The following is a 21,876-nucleotide window of genomic DNA, read 5'->3' as shown; positions in this document are numbered from 1 at the left end:
AAGCCCCTGCACAGCATTAGCGCAAGGGGCTCAGTGCCTAAAGTGACGTAAGTTCGTATTTTTTGATTTTCCGATATAGCGTCGCAATACCAATACCAAGTTCGTCTGCGGCCTGTTTTTTATTATTGTGGCGGCTCAGCGCTTCACGGATCATCTGCCGCTCCATATCTTCAAGCCCTGTTGCGCCGTGCTCTTCACATGCCGCCGCGCTTTGATAGGGGACATCCTCTCGGTAGCTGCGTATTACCTGCCCATTGACCAAATTTGGAGGGAGCAGCGAGATATCAATCACTTCTCCGCTTGGAACCACGTTAATCAAATATTCCATCAGGTTGCTGAGTTCGCGCACGTTGCCCGGCCAGCGGTAAAGCTTGAGCAAAGACATCACTTCTGGCGCCATGCCCGGATAAACAATACCGATACGTTTGGTGTGTAGATTTAAAAAGTAATGCACCAGTAGTTCAATATCACCTTGGCGCTCACGCAGCGGCGGCAGCGTCATGGGAATAACGTTTAGACGATAATAGAGATCTTCGCGGAATTTTCCGTCGGCAATGTATTGCTCAAGATTTTGGTTAGTAGCGGAAATAATTCTGATATCCACGGGGATCGGTTTACTGGAACCAATCGGTTGAACCTCACGCGATTCAATCGCACGCAGTAACTTAGCCTGCAGCGTCAGAGGCATATCCCCAATTTCATCTAAAAAAAGTGTTCCATTATTGGCCGCCTGAATCAGGCCTATTTTCCCATTCGCCGAAGCACCGGTGAATGCGCCTTTAACATAGCCAAATAATTCACTTTCTAGCAGTTGGTCTGGAATAGCTGCGCAGTTGATGGCAATAAATGGTTTGTTATTACGATCGCTCAGTTGATGTATAGCACGCGCCACCACTTCTTTACCGGTTCCGCTTTCACCAACCACGAGAATGCTGGATGGGCTGGGGGCAACGCGGGTGATCAGACGCTTTAAGGTACGAATTGGGCGACATTCCCCAACCAAATGTTCAATACGTGGGTCGTCAGGATTAAAATCAACGTTCATCGGTGAATGAGATTGATGAAATGCCATTAAAAAAAGCTGGTGGTCTTGAATATCATGCAGCTGACCAATAATAAGTTCCTGTTGTTCATCAAAGGAAATAATATGTTGCAGATGGCCGCTGGTATAATTTTGTTGAAAAGTAAGTGGCCTGATATTAAAGGTTTTACCCATAATTTGATCTTGAGACGCATTAAGCTGTTTTAATGCCGTGGGATTAGCAAATTTAGCTCTATTCTCATTATCAATAACCAGTACGCCTTGGTCCATATTCTCAATTAGGCTCATGAGTATTTTATTTATTCCGTCGCTACCTCCTTGGTTTTCTAGGAGCTTAGAGACAAAAAGATTGGATATATGGCGTACGTAGTCAGAGAATTCATGAATATTATCTTTTATTCTCTCTTGTTGTTCAGGCGTAAATGCCACCAAGCTGATCACTCCGATGCAGGCGTTTTGAAAAATAATAGGGATCCCAAGAAAAGCCTTCTCTTTGCAGCTGTCTTTGCTGGTACAGCCGTCACAAACCGGATCGAATCGCGAATGGATAACAACTTTTTCCTGCTTTGTATCAAGAACATATCTAAGCAATCTTGAGTTGCTATTGAGTTTTCGGCCAAAAAATTTCCCGTAGGGGCCAGTGCCCGATACTCGCGTCATATTGGCATCAACGATTTCGACTTCCAATTGTAAGACGCTGGCGAGCATTTTTGTGAAGCGTAAGATCGTCGGCTGAATTTGCATCAATATGGACTGAGCATTTATGGGTGTCATAATCAGAACCTTTCTCTAACGCTAAATTATTCGCGTTTATGGTTAGCGGGAATTATGTCCTTTTCACCCTACGATAATACATGAATAGAAAGTGTGGTTTGATAAACATCAATTGCCTTTTCTTAACTAGGATGAGTTTCTGTTGTTGGCATCACACTTTATTATCAAACTGATAAGGATATGGTTTTTGTTATCATTCTGGGTTGTCACTAAGCTGAGAATAACGTTTTTCTTTGCGGTGCTTGCAAAGTGAAATAGCTTTCTTAGTGAGTTAATAATGTAACTATTACTAATATTCATAACTTCACATGCTGATTTTGAATAAATAATGAGGCTTAGCTCACATTATCCCTCCTATTTCATACGTTATCTCTCCATTAATCACAGCTTGGCATAGTTATTGTTTAAGAGTTAACAGTCGCTATTCACGGCGAGCGTTGAACCACCCGCCATACGTGCGCCATAGCAGATTAAATCAAACGCCAATCACTTACTTTGTAGGGCCATAAGATGAGAACAGTTAACGAATTAATCAAGGATATCAACGCGCTTAAGTCGAATCTGCATGAAAAAGATTTTCTGCTGACCTGGGAGCAAAGCCCAGATGAGCTGAAACAGGTTCTGGATCTGGCCGAAGCATTAAAAACCATGCGCGCAGAAAACATTGCGACCAAGATTTTCAATAGTGGTTTAGGCATCTCCGTTTTCCGCGATAACTCCACAAGAACCCGTTTTTCTTATGCTTCCGCCCTGAATTTGCTGGGATTAACCCAACAAGATCTGGATGAAGGCAAATCACAGATTGCGCATGGTGAAACCGTGCGTGAAACCGCGAACATGATCTCTTTCTGTGCCGATGCCATTGGTATCCGTGATGACATGTATCTTGGCGCAGGTAACGCTTATATGCGCGAAGTGGGTGCCGCGCTGGATGAAGGCTATGAACAAGGGGTTCTGCCACAGCGTCCGGCATTGGTAAACCTGCAATGTGACATTGACCACCCAACGCAGTCGATGGCCGATCTGGCTTGGCTCCAAGAGCATTTCGGCAGCTTAGAAAACTTAAAAGGCAAAAAAATTGCCATGACGTGGGCGTATTCACCAAGCTATGGCAAACCACTTTCTGTTCCGCAGGGCATCATCGGTCTGATGACCCGCTTTGGTATGGATGTCACGCTGGCTCACCCAGAAGGCTATGACCTCATTCCAGACGTGGTGGCGGTGGCGAAACAAAACGCTGAATCCTCTGGTGGTAGCTTCCGTCAGGTGAACTCCATGGCTGAAGCCTTCAAAGACGCGGATATCGTTTATCCGAAATCTTGGGCTCCTTACAAAGTCATGGAAGAGCGTACCGAACTGCTGCGTGCGAACGATCATGACGGTCTGAAAGCGCTGGAAAAACAGTGTCTAGCAGAGAATGCCAAACATAAAGATTGGCACTGCACCGAAGAGATGATGAAGCACACCAAAGACGGCGAGGCGCTCTATATGCACTGCCTGCCAGCGGATATCTCCGGCGTGTCTTGTAAGGAAGGCGAAGTCACCGAAGGCGTCTTTGAAAAATACCGTATTGCTACTTACAAAGAAGCCAGCTGGAAGCCTTATATCATCGCCGCCATGATCGTTGCGCGTAAGTTCTCGAAACCGGGTCTGGTGCTAGAGCAGCTGCTGAAAGAAGCACAAAAGCGTATCAAGTAATACTGTCTGCACCGGCGCATCTGTCGATGCGTCGGTATCTCCGCCTCTGGCGGATACTCTCCTGATGAGGATGGGTTATGTCTGTTTTCTCTATGAAAGTGGATATTGCGCAAAACCGTTTTTTCAACGGTGAAACGTCTCCACTTTTCTCACGCGCAGAAGCGCAAAAGGCCCGCGCCTTCCACAAAAAAATAACGGGTTATCAACCTACGCCGCTCTGTTCTTTAGATGAATTGGCTCAGCTTTTTGGCGTTAATAAAATTTTAGTCAAAGATGAGTCTCAGCGTTTCGGTTTGAACGCTTTCAAAATGTTGGGTGGGGCTTACGCGATTGCACGTTTGCTGTGTGAAAAATACCAAATTGACATCAATACGTTTTCTTTCGAAAAGCTGAAGTCGACGCTGACAGAAAAAATGACATTCGCCACCACTACCGATGGCAACCATGGGCGCGGTGTGGCATGGGCCGCTCAGCAACTTGGCCAAAACGCCGTTATTTATATGCCGAAAGGCTCCGCACGTGAGCGCGTAGATCATATCCGCAATCTGGGTGCGGAATGCATCGTGACCGATATGAACTACGACGACACGGTGCGTTTAACCATGAAAACCGCCCAAGAACGCGGCTGGGAAATCGTGCAAGACACCGCGTGGGAAGGGTATACCAAGATCCCTACGTGGATTATGCAGGGTTATTCCACGCTGGCCGATGAAGCGGTCGAGCAAATGCAGTCGATGGGCATTCAGCGCCCAACACATGTCTTTTTACAGGCGGGCGTAGGCGCAATGGCTGGTGGCGTTTTGGGCTATCTGGTTGATGTCTTCGGCGCCGAAAAACTGCATTCCGTGATTGTTGAACCCGATCTTGCCGACTGTGTTTTCCGTTCAGGTTTAAAAGGTGAAATCGTCAACGTGGGCGGCGATATGGCGACCATTATGGCTGGTTTAGCCTGCGGTGAGCCAAATCCGCTCGGATGGCCACTGCTGCGCAACTGCGCCACTCAGTTTATCTCCTGCCAAGACAAAGTGGCTGCGCTAGGTATGCGCGTTCTCGGTAATCCATTGGGAAGCGATCCGCGCATTGTTTCTGGTGAATCCGGTGCCGTTGGGCTGGGCGTCTTGGCCGCTGTTCATCACCATCCAAAACGTGAAGAGCTGATGCAACAGCTGGGTTTAAATCATGATTCTGTTGTGTTGCTGATTAGCACGGAAGGCGATACCGACGTTAAACATTACCGAGAAGTCGTTTGGGAAGGGAAACATCCCGCCTGTAGCTGAAAGCGATGAAATTAACGACTTTTTGACCTTTATTTTCTCGCCGTAAGCGAGCTAACACATTGGAGTTTAAGAAAATGGCTAAGCAAGTTCCTTTCGAAATGGTGTTGGAAAAAGCGTATCAGTACAAAGATGAAATGACCCGCTTTCTGCGCGATATGATCGCTATCCCAAGTGAAAGCTGTGATGAAAAGTTAGTGGTGCAGTGCATTAAAAAAGAGATGGAAAAAGTCGGTTTCGATAAAGTCGAAATTGACCCAATGGGCAATATTCTGGGTTATATCGGTCACGGACCGCATCTGATTGCAATGGATGCCCATATCGATACCGTTGGGATCGGCAATATTAAAAACTGGAGCTTCGATCCCTATCAGGGAATGGAAGATGATGAGCTGATTGGTGGGCGTGGTGCATCGGATCAGGAAGGCGGCATGGCATCGATGGTTTATGCCGGTAAGATCATTAAGGATCTGGGGCTGGAAGATCAATACACGCTGCTGGTGACCGGTACTGTTCAAGAAGAAGACTGTGACGGCCTGTGCTGGCAGTACATTATTGAGCAATCTAAAATCCGTCCTGAGTTTGTTGTTAGTACTGAACCTACAGATTGCCAAATCTATCGCGGCCAGCGTGGACGCATGGAAATTCGCGTGGACGTGCAGGGCATCAGCTGCCACGGCTCTGCGCCAGAACGCGGTGACAACGCCATTTTCAAAATGGGCCCGATCCTTAACGAATTAAAAGAACTGTCGAACCATTTAGGCAACGATGATTTCTTGGGCAAAGGGACGTTAACCGTATCTGAAATTTTCTTCACCTCGCCAAGCCGTTGCGCCGTTGCTGATAGCTGCGCAGTCTCCATCGACCGCCGTTTAACCTGGGGTGAAACATGGGAAGGGGCACTGGACGAGATCCGTGCGCTGCCAGCAGTGAAAGCGGCAAACGGCGTGGTATCAATGTACAACTATGAACGACCTTCTTACACCGGTTTGGTATATCCAACCGAGTGCTACTTCCCAACATGGAAAGTGGAAGAAGACCACATCACGGTGAAAACCCTGAGCAAAGCCTACGAAGGGCTGTTTAACAAAAAGCCGGTTGTAGATAAGTGGACCTTCTCGACAAATGGCGTTTCTATCATGGGTCGTCATGGCATTCCGGTTATCGGTTTTGGCCCAGGCAAAGAGCCAGAAGCGCATGCACCAAATGAAAAAACCTGGAAAGACCATTTAGTGACCTGTGCTGCCATGTACGCCGCCATCCCTCTGTCTTACCTTGATGAACTGAAAAAATAATTAGCGTTTATTGCGTAACCCACTCCCGCCGAAATTTGGCTGGAGTGGTTTTTTCAGTATGGCATTCAAGGAAACCGAACCAATGAAAAAGCTGATTAAGAATGGCGTAGTGGTTAGCGCAGACGGTGAGGTTCGTCAGGATCTGCTTATCGAGAACGGAGTGATTGCACGTGTGGCAGCACACATCTCCGACGATGAGGCTGAAGACATCATCGATGCCAATGGGTGCTACGTGATGCCCGGAGGAATTGATGTCCATACGCATTTTAATATCGATGTTGGAATAGCCCGTAGCTGTGATGATTTTTTTACCGGCACACGCGCAGCGGCCTGCGGCGGTACAACAACCATTATTGACCATATGGGATTTGGGCCAGCGGGATGCAATTTGCATCACCAGCTAAACGCTTACCATCAATATGCGGCGGGCAAAGCCGTGGTGGATTACAGTTTTCACGGGGTGATCCAGCATATTGACGACGACATTCTCAATGAAATGTCATCCATGGTGCATGACGAAGGGATTAGCAGTTTTAAGCTCTATCTGACGTACAACTACAAGCTTGGCGATGCTGATGTGCTGCGCGCTTTGCAGCAACTACATAAGGTTGGCGCGTTGGCGACGGTGCACCCTGAAAATGATGCCGCGATTGCGCTACGGCGCGAGCAGTTTATCTCCGAAGGCAAAACGTCGGCGATGTACCATGCATTGAGCCGTCCGCTCGAGTGCGAGGCTGAGGCCATTAGCCGGATGATTAATCTAGCCCAGCTCGCAGGAAATGCACCGTTGTATATCGTTCATCTCTCCAACGGATTGGGACTGGACTATTTACGATTAGCGCGAGAACGGCACCAGCCTGTTTGGGTGGAAACTTGCCCGCAATATTTGCTGTTGGATGAACGTAGCTATCAACGAGAAGATGCGTTGAAGTTTATTCTCAGTCCTCCGCTACGTAATCATCGAGAGCAAGACAAATTGTGGTGCGGTATTGCTGACGGCGCTATTGATACAGTTGCGACCGACCACTGCACTTTCCCTTATCAACAGCGCATTACGATGTCGGACGGGAATTTTACCCGCTGCCCAAACGGCTTGCCCGGCGTCGAAAATCGTATGCAACTGTTGTTCTCTGAGGGTGTGATGACAGGCCGGATTTCGCCTGCGCGTTTTGTGCAGCTAACCAGTACCAATCCTGCTCGCTTGTTTGGCTTGTGGCCTCAGAAAGGCAATCTCTCTGTGGGGGCTGATGCTGATGTCATCATTATTGACCCACTGAAAAACGTTACCATTGAACACGCTCATCTCCATGATAATGCTGATTATTCACCCTATGAAGGCTATCGCTGCCAAGGTGAAATCATTGCCACGCTTTGCCGGGGTGAATGCGTATACCAAGACAAAAAATTTACCGGGCAGGCTGGCTTTGGTCGCTTTATTCACCGCCAACCTTTTGCTCAATCCACCATTATTTAATCGTTTAACTTACGTCACCAATATTTGCGAGGGATAGGATGAAAAAGAAAATTGTGCTTGCGCTGGGCGGCAATGCGTTAGGTGAAGGACTCGCCGAGCAAATGCAGGCGGTAAAATCGACGGCGAAAGCGATTGTGGATTTGATTGCTCATGGTCATCAAGTGGTGGTGACGCACGGCAATGGCCCACAGGTGGGAATGATCAATCAGGCGTTTGAAGCAGCGGCGAAAACGGAGGCACATACGCCAATGTTACCCATGTCTGTTTGTGTCGCGCTCAGTCAGGGCTACATTGGTTACGATCTGCAAAACGCGCTGCGTGAAGAACTGCTAGATCGTGGGTTACATACACCGGTTGCCACGATTATTACGCAGGTCATCGTTGATGCCAAAGATCCGGCTTTCGCTAACCCAACTAAGCCAATAGGCTCTTTCTTCTCGCAAGAAGAGGCGAAAGTGCTGACGCAAAATGGCTACATCATGAAAGAGGATTCAGGCCGTGGCTATCGTCGCGTTGTGGCTTCGCCAAAACCGGTTGATATCGTGGAGAAAGAAACAGTGGCCGCGATGCTGAATGCGGGACAGGTCGTGATCACGGTCGGCGGTGGCGGCATTCCTGTTCTGCGTGAAGGCAACCACTTACGTGGAGCGGGAGCGGTTATCGATAAAGACTGGGCGAGTGCCAAACTGGCTGAAATGATCGACGCAGATATGCTGATTATCTTAACCGCGGTAGAAAAAGTGGCGATTAACTTTGGTAAGCCTAATGAGCAATGGCTCGATCAATTGAGTATCGCAGATGCTCAGCGCTTCATTGAAGAGGGACATTTCGCCAAAGGTTCGATGTTGCCTAAGGTTGAAGCGGCGGTTTCATTTGCGGAGTCTCGGCCTGGTCGCCAAGCTCTGATTACCGTGTTGAGTAAAGCCCAACAGGGCATTGAGGGAAAAACCGGAACGGTGATTTCTCATTAAATTGTGAGGCAGTAAGTTCGCTCCATCTCTTTTCTTGATTCCATGCCTGAATAAAGAAAAAAGATGGAGCGATTGAGAAAGAACAAATTAGTGTTTGCGATCCAGTTTCATCATGGCTTCCAGAACCGCACCACCAATAGCACGCGCCTTATCCGAAACGGTAGTGTAGTCAGCCTCAGCGCCGCGCGGATCGATATCGCCAATTTTAAATCCGGCGCTCACTTCTAACCCTTCGCTTAATAAACCTCGCACCATCCCTGACAGCGGAGCAAACACCGGTGTTTCTCCGATATGCCCCATCACATCGCCTTCTTTAACTAAATCACCCAGCGCAACGCAGCAATGCATGATGCCTGAAGCGGGAGCACGAATAACACGGCGCGTGGTGTGACCGGCAATATTGCCGGGGACTCCGGTATTTGGTTGGGTATAACCTTGATAGATGACGCGGCCAAGATAGTGTCCACGGTTGGTTTCAATGACGGCGCCACAGTCATGCCCAGCATTAAATCCGGGGCCCAGAGCGACAGTTATCGGTGCCATATCTTTGTGGGTGCCTAAGTTTTGTTTCGCCAAAATAGCATCAACTAAAAAACGTGGTTTGAGTTCGCTGAGATAGCTGGCTTGCTCATCAACAAGCACGGGGATTTCAGCGCGATCAAGTATGCTAAAGGCCTCGTCGACGCTGCCTGCTTTTCTCGCCGTTACGCTTTCAACCGTCATTTCGTTATCGAAAATAGCCTGAGCAAACGCGACGGTTCGGCGGATGACGGTAGGCTTGGCAATGTCTAACATGATGACATGGAAACCGGCATGATAAAGCCGTAACGCGACGCCGGTGGCGATATCGCCAGACCCTCGAATGACGACGAGTTTGTCGCGTTTCAATCTCACATCATCCTGCTTTAACCCGCCAGCGGCATGATTTTTTATCTGTAATACTTCAGCCATGATGCTGACGGCAATCTCTTCTGGCGTTTCTGCTCCGATGTTGTAGCCAATCGGGGCATGCAGCCGTTCAAGATGCTCTTGCGTGATGCCCTGCTGACGCAATGCTTGTGTGAACGTTTGCACTTTTCTGCGGCTCGCAAGCAGGCCGAGATAGCTCACCGGCTTTTCGATTAAGACATCAAGGGCTTCTTTGTCTTGGCTGTTGGTTGCAATGATGACGAAGTTTTCTTTTTCGATATTTAGCTTTTCAATAGCTGCGCTGAAGGTCTCTGCATGAATCAGCGTAGTGCCCGCGGGAAACAGCGCCGGATCAAGACTGGAAGCGTAGGTGTCAGCAACGTGCAAATCGAAACCGAGCAGAGCTGCGGCCTGAGCAATCGCCCGGTTAACATGCCCCGCACCAATTAAAACTAAGCGGGGGCGGAGCCCATGAACGTCAATATAAACCGACATAGCCCCGCCGCAGTCAGAGCCGACGGCATCTTGACCATTACGCGCCATGCGTCCATGAAAAACACGTGCTTTGCGTTCAGATAAGGCTTCGAGTGCCTGATCAATGACCAGACGCTCGACCATGCCGCCACCGATAGTGCCAACGATGCTGCCATCGGCCAATACCAGCATTTGGCCTGAGTGGCGCGGTGTTGAACCTCGACTTTCAATAATCTGCGCTAAAGCAAAGGGTTTGTTTTCTGCTTCCAGTCGTGCTGCTTGTGCAAAAATGTTCATAGCAACCTCAAGATCCCCGTAATTATTCGTCAATTCCTTTGTGTGGTATGCGACTGACATAACTGGTGTGTAATTGGAGGTGATTCTTGAACTGCGCCAATCCAAATGGTGTCGAGCTCGGGCCGTGCATCTAGCAGAGCGGTCAGTAGGCCCAATAGCGCATTATCAATCTGATAAAGTCGATTAATAAACCAAACCCGTAGCGCTCGCGGCGGTGAGCCTTTGAACATTCCATCGGGGTGAGCAATGAATCGCTCAAATACCGAAATATTTAACCTATCTCCGGCTTTTATATCGCAAAGATCGGCAAAAATCGGCCAACGATGGATCTGTTCAGGGTCAGCGGGATTATTAATGACAAGGCCTCCAGTCAGTGCAATGACACATCTACTGCTTTGGGGGATGCAAGGTTCATGCCCTGCTGGTGCTTTGAGTAATCGCTGATGGGCGCCGTCTGCTTCAACTAAGATGACATCAAAGAGCTGAGCGGCTTGTAGCATGTCAGCTTGCTCAGTGGTAATACCTGAAACTTTGTGGGTGGCCGCGTTATATTCAGTGAATAGTGCTACGATCTTGGAGGCGCAAGGCGATGTTTCTTTCAACCCAACGAGAGTGTGCCAATATTCTTTTTCAATGATAGTGTGGGCCTGTGAGGCTTCTGGAAGAAACATATGCGTGGTGGTGGTGATTAATACGCTGAGGCCTTGCTGAGAAAATCGCTGGGCAAGCCAAAATAGCGTACTGGTTTTACCGCCGGCGCCAATGAGGCTGATCAAATATGACTTATTATTTTTTACGCTGAAAAGCACATCATTAAATAGTACGTCTTTATCAGAATTCATAAGCATTCATTAAAGGTTATGCAGAGAGGGAATGATGAATCAGAAAAGAGGAAAACATCCGTACGCGAATATATCTCCGGTTGAGAATTTGAAACCGCGTGAAAATGTTGACTGTATCATTACCGCTGCGGGCCTTTCCTCTCGAATGGGGCAATGGAAAATGATGCTACCTTATAAACAAGGAACAATTCTTGATTCAAGTATAGAAAATGCGAGGCAGTTTTGTAACCGTATTATATTAGTTGTTGGGTATCGCGGTGATGAACTGTATGAGCGTTATAATACTGAGAGTGATATCACAGTTGTTGCAAATAATAATTACGTCAGCGGATTATTTTCTTCTATACAGGCGGCAGGTCCGATCGTTAAAACAGATTATTGCTTTATCACTCACGGTGATATTCCTTGTTTGAACCGTGAGATTTTCCATCAGGTTTGGCTTAAACGTGGGCCATACGCGCTGTTGCCCTGTCACCAAGGAACGCCGGGACACCCCGTATTGCTGCCTCAAAGCATCATAAAACGAGCTTGCCAAAATGATGTGTCTGTATCATCAATGCGCGAGTTTTTGCTCGCGGGAGAGTATCGCTATCTTAATATGCCGCAGCCGCAAACGATTATGGATATAGATACACCAGAGGCATATCAACGATTACTAAAAATATAATGTATACGGCCGTGGGTTATTTTATTTCTTGCTGGATGTTTAGTAAGGAATAGATGTTTTAATTCTGTTTATCGATTGCGCTCTCACTTTTAAAAGTAGCGCTCATTATTTTTTATCAAACTGATATTGTATTATTCTAATTTGATAATTTATTCTTGGGTTAGATAATTTGCTAATTATTTGTTGCTGCCGCATTGATTTATATTCTCATTTGTTTAGTGAGCGATTTCACAAATAAAAAACACTATTCGAGTTGGCTCACGAAATTAGCTTTTTTCTTATGGCTAGAAAACCTTTGGCTCGATTGTTGCTCCCATATCTCCTATCCGTAGAGGATTGATAATCCTCTGCCATTTTACATTTGAGCATGTCGCAGCAAGGAGATAGTCATGGGAGATATTATGCGCCCCGTTCCTTTCGAGGAACTTTTGACGCGTGTTTTCGACGAGTATAACGAAAGCCACTCAATCTTCGGGATACCGGAACAGCAGTTTTATCGCAAAGACAATGACCGACTCATCAAGGTATTTGGCGAAACCTGTGAAACCCCTATGGGACCAGCCGCTGGGCCACATACACAGCTTGCGCAAAATATCATTGTGTCTTGGTTGACCGGTGGGCGCTTTATTGAGTTGAAAACGGTGCAAATTCTTGACCGCTTAGAGTTAGACAAACCGTGTATCGATGCTGAAGACGAATGCTTTAACACCGAATGGTCAACGGAATTCACGCTGCAAAAAGCCCATGACGAATACTTGAAAGCCTGGTTTGTTTTGCATTTACTCGAAGCTCTTTTTGACCCTCGCACGCAGGGCGAAGCCAAGTCATTTATCTTTAATATGAGCGTTGGCTATAACCTTGAAGGCATCAAGCAACCCGCCATGCAGAACTTTATCCACAGCATGATGGATTCTACCCAACATCCGAAATATGCCGAATATCAGTCCGTTCTGTCTCATTTCATCCGCACACAACTTGAATCGCGTTCAGCGCAGCTCAGCCAACTGCCGCAGCAAATTCCCGCGCAAATGGTTCATGGGGTCACGCTCTCAACCATGCACGGTTGCCCGCCGAATGAAATTGAGGCTATTTGCCGCTACATGCTGGAGGAGAAAGGGCTCAATACCTTTGTTAAGTTGAACCCTACGCTGCTTGGCTACCCTCGCGTACGTGAAATTCTCGACACCTGTGGCTTTGATTATATTGGCCTGAAAGAAGAGTCCTTTGAGCATGATTTGAAGCTAGAGCAGGCCATTTCGATGCTGCAAAGATTGACTGCCTTAGGTCAGCAAAAGCAACTTTGCTTTGGGGTGAAACTGACTAACACGCTCGGCACCATCAATCACAAAGGCGCGCTGCCGGGTGAAGAGATGTATATGTCTGGACGCGCGCTGTTCCCTCTGTCCATCAACGTGGCTGCCGTCTTATCGCGAGCGTTTAACGGTGAACTGCCGATCTCGTATTCCGGCGGTGCGAGTAAATTTAATATTCGCGATATTTTTGATACTGGTATCCGGCCTATCACGATGGCAACGGATTTGCTCAAGCCGGGAGGATATCTACGCCAGCTAGAGTGCATGCGTGAGCTGGATCAGTCTGATACGTGGGGCATGACCAAAGTCGACGTTGAGCGCTTAGAAGCTCTGGCGAAGAAAGCCGTTAGCATGGAATACACCCAGAAACATTGGAAAGCGCAGGATCGGATTGATGCGGGTGGCCCACTGCCGATGACCGATTGTTATGTGGCACCGTGCGTGACCGCCTGTGCGATCAAACAGGATATTCCCGAGTATATCCGTTTGCTTGGCGAACAACGCTACGCCGATGCATTAGAACTGATTTATCAGCGCAATGCGCTGCCTGCCATTACCGGACACATCTGCGATCACCAGTGTCAGTACAACTGTACCCGTATGGACTATGACAGTGCGCTAAACATTCGCGAGCTGAAAAAGGTGGCCTTGGAAAAAGGCTGGGATGAATATCAGAAACGCTGGCATAAACCTGCGGGCTCTGGCTCTAAGCATCCGGTTGCGGTGCTAGGCGCAGGGCCAGCAGGGCTTTCTGCGGGATATTTCTTGGCGCGGGCGGGCTATCAGGTCACTTTGTTCGAGCGTGAAGCCAACGCGGGCGGGGTGGTAAAAAACATTATTCCTCAGTTCCGTATTCCGGCTGAAACTATCCAGCATGATATCGATTTTGTTGCCGCACACGGGGTGAAATTTGAGTTCGGCTGTGATCCTGCATTAACCATGGATAAGCTGACTCAGCAAGGTTTCCGCTACGTCTTTATTGGGGTCGGAACCGACAAAAATAGCGGCGTGAAACTGGCGGGTGACAACCGCAACGTTTATAAATCACTGCCGTTCCTGCGTAGCTATAACCGTGGCGATAAACTCTCTTTAGGACGTCACGTTGCCGTTGTCGGTGCGGGGAATACCGCCATGGACTGCGCGCGTGCGGCGCTGAAGGTCCCCGGCGTAGAAGACGTGACCGTTATCTATCGTCGTACCTTGAATGAAATGCCAGCCTACCGCGAAGAGTATGAAGAAGCGGTTGAAGACGGCGTGAAGTTTATGTTCCTGACTAATCCAGAGCAGTTTGATGCCGATGGCACGCTAACCGCGCGGGTGATGGAGCTCGGCGAACCCGATGAGAAAGGCCGCCGCCGCCCAGTGGCAACGGATAAAACCATCAAGCTACGCATGGATGCGCTGATTACCGCCATTGGTGAACAGGCCGACTGCGCGGCGCTCAGTGCGATGGGCGTGCCATTAAATGCCGATGGTTGGCCTGCGGTAAACACCGAGACCGGCGAAACTCCGCGCCCTAACGTGTTCTTAATTGGTGATGTGCAAAGTGGCCCTTCTTCCATCGTAGCGGCTATCAGTACTGCTCGCCGCGCGACTGACGAAGTGCTCAAGCGTGAAAATATCCAGACTCATCACGGTGATAAGCAGTGGTCTAATGTCGATCCGGCCGAGATTTATCAACGTAAAGGCGCGATCAGCGTGTTGATGGTGGATAAAGAAGAGCGCGAAGCCTTTGTAGCTCAGGAAGCGCAGCGCTGTTTGGAGTGTAACTATATCTGTAGCAAGTGCGTTGATGTGTGTCCAAACCGCGCCAACGTGTCTATTGCCGTTCCAGGGTTCCACGATCGTTTCCAAACCCTACACTTAGATGCTTATTGCAACGAGTGCGGTAACTGCGCGCAGTTCTGCCCGTGGCAGGGGAAACCCTACAAAGACAAAATTACCATCTACAGCCTGCCAGAAGATTTTACCAACAGCACCAACCCAGGATTCTTTGTCGATAACGATAACGTCAGCGTACGACAAGGTAAGCAAATCTGGCATCTGCATATTGATAAACAAGGCCAGCTTGATGATGTTCCACCTGAGTTGGAAGACATGTGCCGCATCATTAGCCATGTTCACAATCATCATCACTATCTGCTTGGCCGAGTGGAGGTTTAATTATGCTGATCCTAAAAAATGTTACGGCGGTTCAGTTCGAACCTGCTTCGGTACAACACGGTATTGATATTGCGATTGAAGGCTCGCTTATTAAAGAGGTGGGCAGCCAGCTGGTTGCCAAATATCCGCAGGCGGACGTGAAAGATATGCAGGGTAAATGGGTTATGCCGGGCATTGTGTGTGCGCATAACCATTTTTACTCCGGATTATCGCGCGGAATTATGGCCAATATCGCTCCTAGCCCTGATTTCATCTCCACCTTGAAAAACCTGTGGTGGCGCTTAGACCGCGCTTTGGATGAGGAGTCGCTTTATTACAGTGGGCTAATTTGCTCGCTGGAAGCCATCAAAAGCGGCTGCACCGCCGTTATCGATCACCATGCTTCGCCCAACTACATTGCGGGGTCATTAAATACGCTGCGTAAGGGGTTTATTAAAGCAGGGCTGCGCGGTATGACCTGCTTTGAAACCACCGATCGTAACGGCGGCAATAAAGAGCTTCAGGCGGGAGTAGAAGAGAACATTGCCTTTGCTCAGTTGATCGATAGTGCGAAGAAACAGGGGAATGAACCCTACCTCGTGGAGGCTCATATCGGTGCTCATGCGCCCTTCACCGTGTCGGATGCGGGGCTAGATATGCTGCGTGAAGCGACTAAAGCCACGGGGCGTGGCCTACATATTCACGCGGCGGAAGACAGCTATGACGTATCCCACAGCCACGATAAGTATGGCAAAGATCTGATTGTACGCTTGGCGGAGCACGATCTGATCGACGCCAAAACGCTGGTGGCGCACGGTCTGTATCTCTCTGAGGCAGACATTCAGATCATCAACCAGCAGGATGCGTTTTTGGTGCACAACGCCCGTTCCAATATGAACAATCACGTTGGCTATAACCAGCGCATTGGCGAATATAAAAATGTGGCTTTGGGAACGGACGGCATAGGCTCCGATATGTTTGAAGAGCTGAAATTTGCCTTCTTTAAACATCGTGATGCCGGAGGCCCAATGTGGCCAGACAGTTTCACGCGTTTCTTATGGAATGGTAATCGCTTACTGGAACGTAACTTCGGTGCTCACTTCGGTTGCTTAGCTGCGGGCTACAAAGCCGATCTTACCGTGTGTGATTATCCAGAGCCAACGCCGCTAGCAGCCCAAAATATTGGCGGACATCTGGCATTTGGTATGGGATCGGGCAGCGTCCGCAGTGTGATGGTTGAAGGACGCTTCGTTTATGAAAACGGTCAGTTCCCGTTTGATGTAACGCCAATCTATGCCGAAGCCAGCAAGGTGGCGGCACGGTTATGGAAGCGGATGGATGAGTTAGCATAACTGTTATACCGCCCCTTATTAGGGGCGGTTTGTCCTTCTAAGGGCAAATAACAAGAGGATGAAAAATGATTGAGCAATTTTTCTGGCCAGAATCCATTAAGCAGGCGCTTGAACTCAAGCACCAGTTTCAGGATGAGGCGGTCTATTTTGGCGGAGGTAGCAAGTTAAACGCGACGCCGACCAAAACGACAAAGAAGTTCGGCATCGCTTTATCAAAACTCGGGCTTGATAAGGTGAGTTTGCAGCAGGAAAAACTACACATTGGTTCTCAAGTCACGCTACAGAAGCTGATTGATACCCCGTTGGTCCCCGATGCGCTGCGTGATGCTCTGGGATTTATCTACTCTCGCCATCTCCGTAATCAAGCCACCCTAGCAGGCGAAATTATCGCCAAGCAGAAAGAACGCGTTCTACTCCCCGTGTTGTTAGCGCTTGATGCGCTAGTGGTGGCGGCAGCAGGCGAAACTCTCCGTCTAGAAGAATATCTGGATAACGATCGTGACGATCTTCTGCTGGAGGTGATCCTTCCCGATCCTTATCAAAACTGTTCAACGCGTAAGATCGCACGTTCTGCCGCTGGCTTAGCCGTGATAACCGCGGCGGTAGCTACCGGCTCCAATGGTGAAATGAAAATTGCCCTTGATGGCGTGTCTGAACGAGCAATACGACTGCGTGACGTAGAGTCTCGCGGCCTGAGTGATGATGCATTAGAGAAGGCCGTGAGCGATGCCATTTCCCCACGTGCTGATATCGGAGGCAGCGAAGCATACAAGCGCTATATCGCGGGTGTTGTCGTTGCAGAACTGTTGGCTGACTGTCAGCAGATGAGTGAGGAAAAGTGATATGAATATTCGCTTTACGCTAAATGGTACCCCTCGCACGTTGTCATGTGAGGCGGGGGATAACGTGCAGAAAGTCTTGTTCAATCTAGGCCTACATTCTGTACGTAACAGTGACGATGGGTTTGGGTTTGCGGGTTCCGATGCCATTATTTTTGACGGTGTGGTGGTTAACGCTTCACTGCTGATCGCCGCCCAACTTGAGGGAACAGTGGTCCGCACCGCAGAATCACTGGGCACGTGGAATCAACTTAGCCCGGTACAACAGGCGATGGTTGATGTGGGGATTGTGCAATCAGGCTATAACGATCCCGCGGCTGCGTTAATTCTTACCGAGCTGCTTGAGCGCATCCCGTCACCAACGCGAACTCAGATTGATGATGCATTATCGGGATTATTTAGCCGCGATGCGGGCTATCAGCAGTTTTATCAGGTGGTTGAATTAGCACAGGCACGCATGGCCGATCCTTTCTGCCAGCAGGAGATCGCACCGGAGTTTCGCGATGATTTGCAGGTGGTGGGCAAGCTCTGCCCAAAGGTCGATTCTGCCAAAATGGTGCAGGCTAAACCTTGTTACGTTGAAGATCGTGTTCCTGCCAATGCCTGCATTATCAAGATGCTGCGCAGCCCGCATCCGCACGCGCTGATTACGCATTTAGACGTGAGTAAGGCAGAAGCATTGCCGGGTGTGGTACATGTGATTACGCATTTGAACTGCCCCGATATTTATTACACGCCGGGGGGACAAAGCGCGCCTGAACCTTCTCCGCTCGATCGTCGTATGTTTGGTAAGAAGATGCGTCATGTGGGCGATCGTGTGGCTGCGGTCGTGGCCGAAAGCGAAGAGATTGCGCTGGCGGCATTAGCGTTGATAGACGTCAGCTTTGAGGTGTTGAAACCGGTCATGTCGATTGATGAGGCAATGGCCGACGGTGCACCGCTTGTTCACGATGAACCTATTGTTTATGTGAACGGCGCACCGGCTGACCTTGAGGTGCAGAATCGGGGCTCGGCGACGCGGGGCGAGCACATGATTATCAACTTCCCGATTGGCGCAAAACCACATAGCAATATTGCCGCAGGCGTTCACGGCCGTATTGGGGATGTTGAAAAGGGATTCGCTCAGGCGGATGTCGTGATTGAACGCACGTATGAATCGACCCAAGCCCAGCAATGCCCGACAGAAACCCATGTCTGCTTCACCTATATGGACGGTGAGCGGCTGGTGATCCACGCGTCTACACAAGTTCCGTGGCATGTTCGTCGTCAGGTGGCGCGTTTAGTTGGGCTGAAACAAAATAAAGTCCACGTTATCAAAGAGCGTGTGGGTGGGGGATTTGGCTCCAAGCAGGACATTCTGTTAGAGGAGGTCTGTGCATGGGCGACCTGTGTGACGGGGCGTCCGGTCTATTTCCATTACACTCGCGAAGAAGAATTTATCAGTAACACCACGCGACACGTTGCCAAAGTGAAAGTGAAAATTGGGGCAACGAAAGAAGGTAAGCTTACCGCCATTGATATGGATTTCCGCGCCAACACTGGCCCTTATGGCAACCATTCGTTAACGGTTCCCAGCAATGGCCCCGCGCTTTCATTGCCTCTCTATCCTTGCGACAACGTCAATTTCCAAGTGACGACCTACTACAGCAATATCTGCCCAACCGGTGCCTACCAAGGCTACGGCGCGCCAAAAGGAAACTTTGCGCTAACCATGGCGCTGGCGGAGTTAGCTGAACAGCTCGATATCGATTTGCTGGATATGATCGAACTCAACCGTGTAATCGAAGGACAAGAGCTGAAAATATTAGGCGCGATTGGCGAGGGTAAAATGCCAACGTCGGTGCCAACGGCGGCGAGCTGTGCGTTAGAACCGATTTTGCGTAAAGGACGTGAGCTGATGAACTGGGGAGAAAATAAGGCTCCACAGGGGGATTGGCGAATCGGTCAAGGTGTGGCGATTATCATGCAGAAATCCGGTATTCCAGATATCGACCAAGCGAACTGCATGGTGAAACTGGAGTCTGATGGCACGATTATCGTTCATTCAGGCGGCGCAGACATCGGCACCGGATTGGATACGGTTGTCACTAAACTTACCGCAGAAGTGTTGTGTTGTTCTCTGGCTGATGTGCATGTTATTTCGGGTGATACCGATCATGCGCTCTTTGATAAGGGGGCTTATGCGTCCTCGGGTACGTGTTTCTCCGGCAACGCTGCCAAGAAAGCGGCTGAAAATCTGAAAGAAAAAATTCGCTTCCACGGGGCCCAAATGTTGGGTGAGCCTATCGACGATGTGGTGATCGTCAGCCCAAGCATCGTGCGGGGCAAGCAGGGTGAAGTGAGCTTCGCTGAGATTGCACATAAAGCGGAAACGGGAACGGGCTTTGGTACGCTGGTTGCCACCGCGTGTTATATCACGCCAGATTTTGCTTTCCCGTTTGGCGCAAACTTTGCTGAGGTTGCGGTCAATGTGCGAACCGGTGAGATTCGGCTCGATAAGTTCTATGCATTGCTCGACTGTGGTACGCCGGTTAACCCAGAACTGGCGTTAGGGCAAATCTACGGCGCTTCTATGCGTGCCATCGGACACAGCCTGACAGAAAAGCTGTTTTATGATGAAAACGGTAGCCCTATAACGCGCGATCTACAGACCTACGGGGCTCCAAAAATTGGTGATATCCCACGCGATTTCCGCGCATTTCTCGTGCCCAGCGACGATAAGGTTGGCCCATTCGGCGCTAAATCCATTTCTGAAATCGGCGTGAACGGCGCAGCGCCAGCGATAGCGACGGCGATCCACGATGCCTGTGGTGTTTGGTTGCGAGAATGGCACTTTACACCGGAAAAAATCCTCCGAGGACTGAATAAACTCGAGGCGTAAGCGTAATAAGGTGCGGGGAAATCATCTCCGCACCTCTACGATTCAATAGTTAACTAAGCATGAGCTTTAGTCTGGATTCAATTTAATCTGGGCAGGGTTTCTGCATGGTTTTTCCCGCATTTATTGAATCAGATATTCAATTTCTCAGTGGAGTAGAAAATGTCTGATGTACAGCAAGTTGCAGATAAAACCGTTAAAAATGAGTCCTTATCTTCTGGGGATTCAGAGCTTATTTATCATCTTGATGATAAGCCGCCGTTGCATGAAATGTTGATCGGTGCGGTGACGCATCTCCTCGCCATTTTTGTCCCCATGGTTGCTCCTGCGCTTATTGTCGGCACCGCGCTAGGGTTATCTCCAGAGGTCACCGCCTATTTAGTTTCTATGGCGATGATTGCCTCGGGAATTGGTACTTTCATCCAGGTAAATCGATTTGGTCGTGTAGGGTCAGGATTACTCTCCATTCAATCGGTCAATTTTTCGTTCGTGACCGTCATGATTGCGCTGGGGGGCTCGATGAAAAAAGACGGGCTCGACGAACAGGCGATTATCTCCGCCTTACTTGGCGTGGCCTTTGTCGGTGCTTTCCTCGTTGTTGCCTCGTCGCAGGTTCTTCCCTATCTCAAACGCGTGATCACACCGACCGTTAGCGGCGTTGTGGTTCTGATGATTGGCCTTAGCCTGATCAAAGTCGGCATTATTGATTTTGGCGGCGGTTTACCCGCCAAAGGCGATGGCTCCTTTGGTAGCTATCAAAATCTCGGTCTGGGTTTTCTGGTGCTTTGCGTGGTGATCGGTTTTAACTGCTGCCAGAACGCGCTGTTGCGGATGGGGGGGATCGCCATCGGTTTAATCGTGGGGTATGTCTGTGCGTTGTTTATGGGTATTGTCGATTTCTCGACCCTAAAAGATCTGCCGATTATCACTATCCCTCAACCGTTTAAATATGGTTTCTCGTTTGATTTTCATGCCTTTTTGGTTGCCGCTACCATCTATCTTTTAAGTATTTTGGAGGCGGTGGGCAGCATCACGGCAACGGCGATTATTTCTGAACGTCCCATTGTGGGGGAAGAATATGATCGGCGATTATCCGGCGGTGTGCTGGCGGATGGTTTGGTTTCGGTGATCGCCTGTGCTCTGGGTTCTTTACCGCTGACCACGTTTGCGCAAAACAACGGCGTGATCCAAATGACCGGCGTAGCTTCACGACATGTGGGGAAATACATCGCGGCGATATTAGTGATTCTGGGCCTGTTTCCGGTTATTGGGCGTTTCTTTACCACCATCCCCGCGCCTATTTTAGGCGGCGCAATGACACTGATGTTTTCGATGATTGCCCTCGCAGGGATAAAAATTATTCTGTGCGGCGGTATGGATCGGCGTGAAACCCTGATTGTGGCGACAGCTTTGGGGATTGGGCTGGGCGTTTCCTACGATCCGCAAATCTTTCGTATCCTTCCTGATTCTATCTATGTGCTGTTTGAAAATCCTATCTGTGCGGGCGGCGTGACCGCCATCATTCTTAACCTGCTGATCCCAAGAGTGAATAAGCGTGGTCAAGAAGATGAGTTGGAAGAACTGATTAAGCCGGTGACTGAGAATTTTACTCAAGCGAAATAGCGGTTTGTCACT

14 protein-coding genes are annotated in these 21,876 nt (G+C 49.1%); 11 read left to right on the top strand and 3 right to left on the bottom strand.

What is annotated here, in order from left to right:
* Window positions 1-37: 37 nt before the first annotated feature.
* Window positions 38-1,816: a sigma-54-dependent Fis family transcriptional regulator gene (locus AB3Y96_RS20270; RefSeq protein WP_072310220.1), complete on the bottom strand. Its 1,779-nt coding sequence runs from the start codon at window positions 1,814-1,816 to the stop codon at window positions 38-40.
* 510 nt (window positions 1,817-2,326) lie between these two features.
* On the opposite strand from AB3Y96_RS20270, the gene ygeW reads away from it, so the two are divergent.
* The 5 genes from ygeW to arcC all read left to right on the top strand — a co-directional run bounded on the left by ygeW (window position 2,327) and on the right by arcC (window position 8,528).
* Entirely contained in the window at window positions 2,327-3,514 is a 1,188-nt protein-coding gene (gene ygeW / locus AB3Y96_RS20265; protein ID WP_072310219.1) for a knotted carbamoyltransferase YgeW, read from the top strand.
* A 77-nt stretch (window positions 3,515-3,591) separates the two neighbouring features.
* A complete protein-coding gene (dpaL, locus tag AB3Y96_RS20260; RefSeq protein ID WP_072310218.1) occupies window positions 3,592-4,791 on the top strand; it encodes a diaminopropionate ammonia-lyase in 1,200 nt (399 codons plus the stop codon).
* A 74-nt stretch (window positions 4,792-4,865) separates the two neighbouring features.
* Complete coding sequence (locus AB3Y96_RS20255) at window positions 4,866-6,083, top strand: YgeY family selenium metabolism-linked hydrolase (protein ID WP_367300081.1); 1,218 nt, start codon at window positions 4,866-4,868, stop codon at window positions 6,081-6,083.
* Between the two features lie 82 nt (window positions 6,084-6,165).
* Complete coding sequence (hydA, locus tag AB3Y96_RS20250) at window positions 6,166-7,557, top strand: dihydropyrimidinase (RefSeq protein ID WP_072310232.1); 1,392 nt, start codon at window positions 6,166-6,168, stop codon at window positions 7,555-7,557.
* 38 nt (window positions 7,558-7,595) lie between these two features.
* A complete protein-coding gene (arcC, locus tag AB3Y96_RS20245) occupies window positions 7,596-8,528 on the top strand; it encodes a carbamate kinase (protein ID WP_072310217.1) in 933 nt (310 codons plus the stop codon).
* Window positions 8,529-8,615: 87 nt separating this feature from the next.
* Here arcC and yqeB read toward each other — a convergent pair whose 3' ends face one another.
* On the bottom strand, window positions 8,616-10,208 hold the full coding sequence (gene yqeB, locus AB3Y96_RS20240; protein ID WP_367300080.1) for a selenium-dependent molybdenum cofactor biosynthesis protein YqeB: 1,593 nt from the start codon (window positions 10,206-10,208) through the stop codon (window positions 8,616-8,618).
* A 29-nt stretch (window positions 10,209-10,237) separates the two neighbouring features.
* Window positions 10,238-11,050, bottom strand: coding sequence for a selenium cofactor biosynthesis protein YqeC (gene yqeC / locus AB3Y96_RS20235; protein ID WP_367300079.1), 813 nt, complete (start codon window positions 11,048-11,050; stop codon window positions 10,238-10,240).
* Between the two features lie 31 nt (window positions 11,051-11,081).
* On the opposite strand from yqeC, the gene AB3Y96_RS20230 reads away from it, so the two are divergent.
* From AB3Y96_RS20230 to AB3Y96_RS20205, 6 genes are all read left to right on the top strand, one after another.
* The gene (locus tag AB3Y96_RS20230; protein WP_072310214.1) at window positions 11,082-11,717 is read left to right on the top strand and encodes an NTP transferase domain-containing protein; all 636 of its coding nucleotides are present in this window, start codon (window positions 11,082-11,084) and stop codon (window positions 11,715-11,717) included.
* A 389-nt stretch (window positions 11,718-12,106) separates the two neighbouring features.
* Complete coding sequence (gene ygfK, locus AB3Y96_RS20225) at window positions 12,107-15,193, top strand: putative selenate reductase subunit YgfK (protein WP_367300078.1); 3,087 nt, start codon at window positions 12,107-12,109, stop codon at window positions 15,191-15,193.
* A 2-nt stretch (window positions 15,194-15,195) separates the two neighbouring features.
* Window positions 15,196-16,524 (top strand): putative aminohydrolase SsnA, encoded by a 1,329-nt coding sequence (ssnA, locus tag AB3Y96_RS20220; RefSeq protein WP_367300077.1) that lies wholly within the window; start codon window positions 15,196-15,198, stop codon window positions 16,522-16,524.
* A 65-nt stretch (window positions 16,525-16,589) separates the two neighbouring features.
* A complete protein-coding gene (ygfM, locus tag AB3Y96_RS20215; protein ID WP_367300076.1) occupies window positions 16,590-17,366 on the top strand; it encodes a molybdopterin-dependent oxidoreductase FAD-binding subunit in 777 nt (258 codons plus the stop codon).
* A 1-nt stretch (window position 17,367) separates the two neighbouring features.
* Window positions 17,368-20,244 carry a molybdopterin-dependent oxidoreductase Mo/Fe-S-binding subunit gene (locus tag AB3Y96_RS20210; protein ID WP_367300075.1) on the top strand — a complete coding sequence of 959 codons (2,877 nt, stop codon included), beginning with the start codon at window positions 17,368-17,370 and terminating at the stop codon, window positions 20,242-20,244.
* A gap of 159 nt (window positions 20,245-20,403) precedes the next feature.
* Window positions 20,404-21,864 (top strand): uracil-xanthine permease family protein, encoded by a 1,461-nt coding sequence (locus tag AB3Y96_RS20205; RefSeq protein ID WP_367300074.1) that lies wholly within the window; start codon window positions 20,404-20,406, stop codon window positions 21,862-21,864.
* Window positions 21,865-21,876: the final 12 nt, after the last annotated feature.

Source organism: Hafnia alvei (assembly GCF_964063325.1).
GTDB lineage: Bacteria > Pseudomonadota > Gammaproteobacteria > Enterobacterales > Enterobacteriaceae > Hafnia > Hafnia alvei_B.
This window is presented reverse-complemented; position numbering and strand designations above follow the sequence as displayed.

Bases quoted from the DNA above. Each gene is read 5' to 3' on its own strand.
- ygfM (WP_367300076.1), top strand. From the start codon at position 16,590: ATGATTGAGCAATTTTTCTGGCCAGAATCCATTAAGCAGGCGCTTGAA.
- AB3Y96_RS20230 (WP_072310214.1), top strand. From the start codon at position 11,082: ATGATGAATCAGAAAAGAGGAAAACATCCGTACGCGAATATATCTCCG.
- arcC (WP_072310217.1), top strand. From the start codon at position 7,596: ATGAAAAAGAAAATTGTGCTTGCGCTGGGCGGCAATGCGTTAGGTGAA.
- ygfK (WP_367300078.1), top strand. From the start codon at position 12,107: ATGGGAGATATTATGCGCCCCGTTCCTTTCGAGGAACTTTTGACGCGT.
- hydA (WP_072310232.1), top strand. From the start codon at position 6,166: ATGAAAAAGCTGATTAAGAATGGCGTAGTGGTTAGCGCAGACGGTGAG.
- AB3Y96_RS20255 (WP_367300081.1), top strand. From the start codon at position 4,866: ATGGCTAAGCAAGTTCCTTTCGAAATGGTGTTGGAAAAAGCGTATCAG.
- ssnA (WP_367300077.1), top strand. From the start codon at position 15,196: ATGCTGATCCTAAAAAATGTTACGGCGGTTCAGTTCGAACCTGCTTCG.
- ygeW (WP_072310219.1), top strand. From the start codon at position 2,327: ATGAGAACAGTTAACGAATTAATCAAGGATATCAACGCGCTTAAGTCG.
- AB3Y96_RS20205 (WP_367300074.1), top strand. From the start codon at position 20,404: ATGTCTGATGTACAGCAAGTTGCAGATAAAACCGTTAAAAATGAGTCC.
- yqeB (WP_367300080.1), bottom strand. From the start codon at position 10,208: ATGAACATTTTTGCACAAGCAGCACGACTGGAAGCAGAAAACAAACCC.
- yqeC (WP_367300079.1), bottom strand. From the start codon at position 11,050: ATGAATTCTGATAAAGACGTACTATTTAATGATGTGCTTTTCAGCGTA.
- AB3Y96_RS20270 (WP_072310220.1), bottom strand. From the start codon at position 1,816: ATGACACCCATAAATGCTCAGTCCATATTGATGCAAATTCAGCCGACG.
- dpaL (WP_072310218.1), top strand. From the start codon at position 3,592: ATGTCTGTTTTCTCTATGAAAGTGGATATTGCGCAAAACCGTTTTTTC.
- AB3Y96_RS20210 (WP_367300075.1), top strand. From the start codon at position 17,368: ATGAATATTCGCTTTACGCTAAATGGTACCCCTCGCACGTTGTCATGT.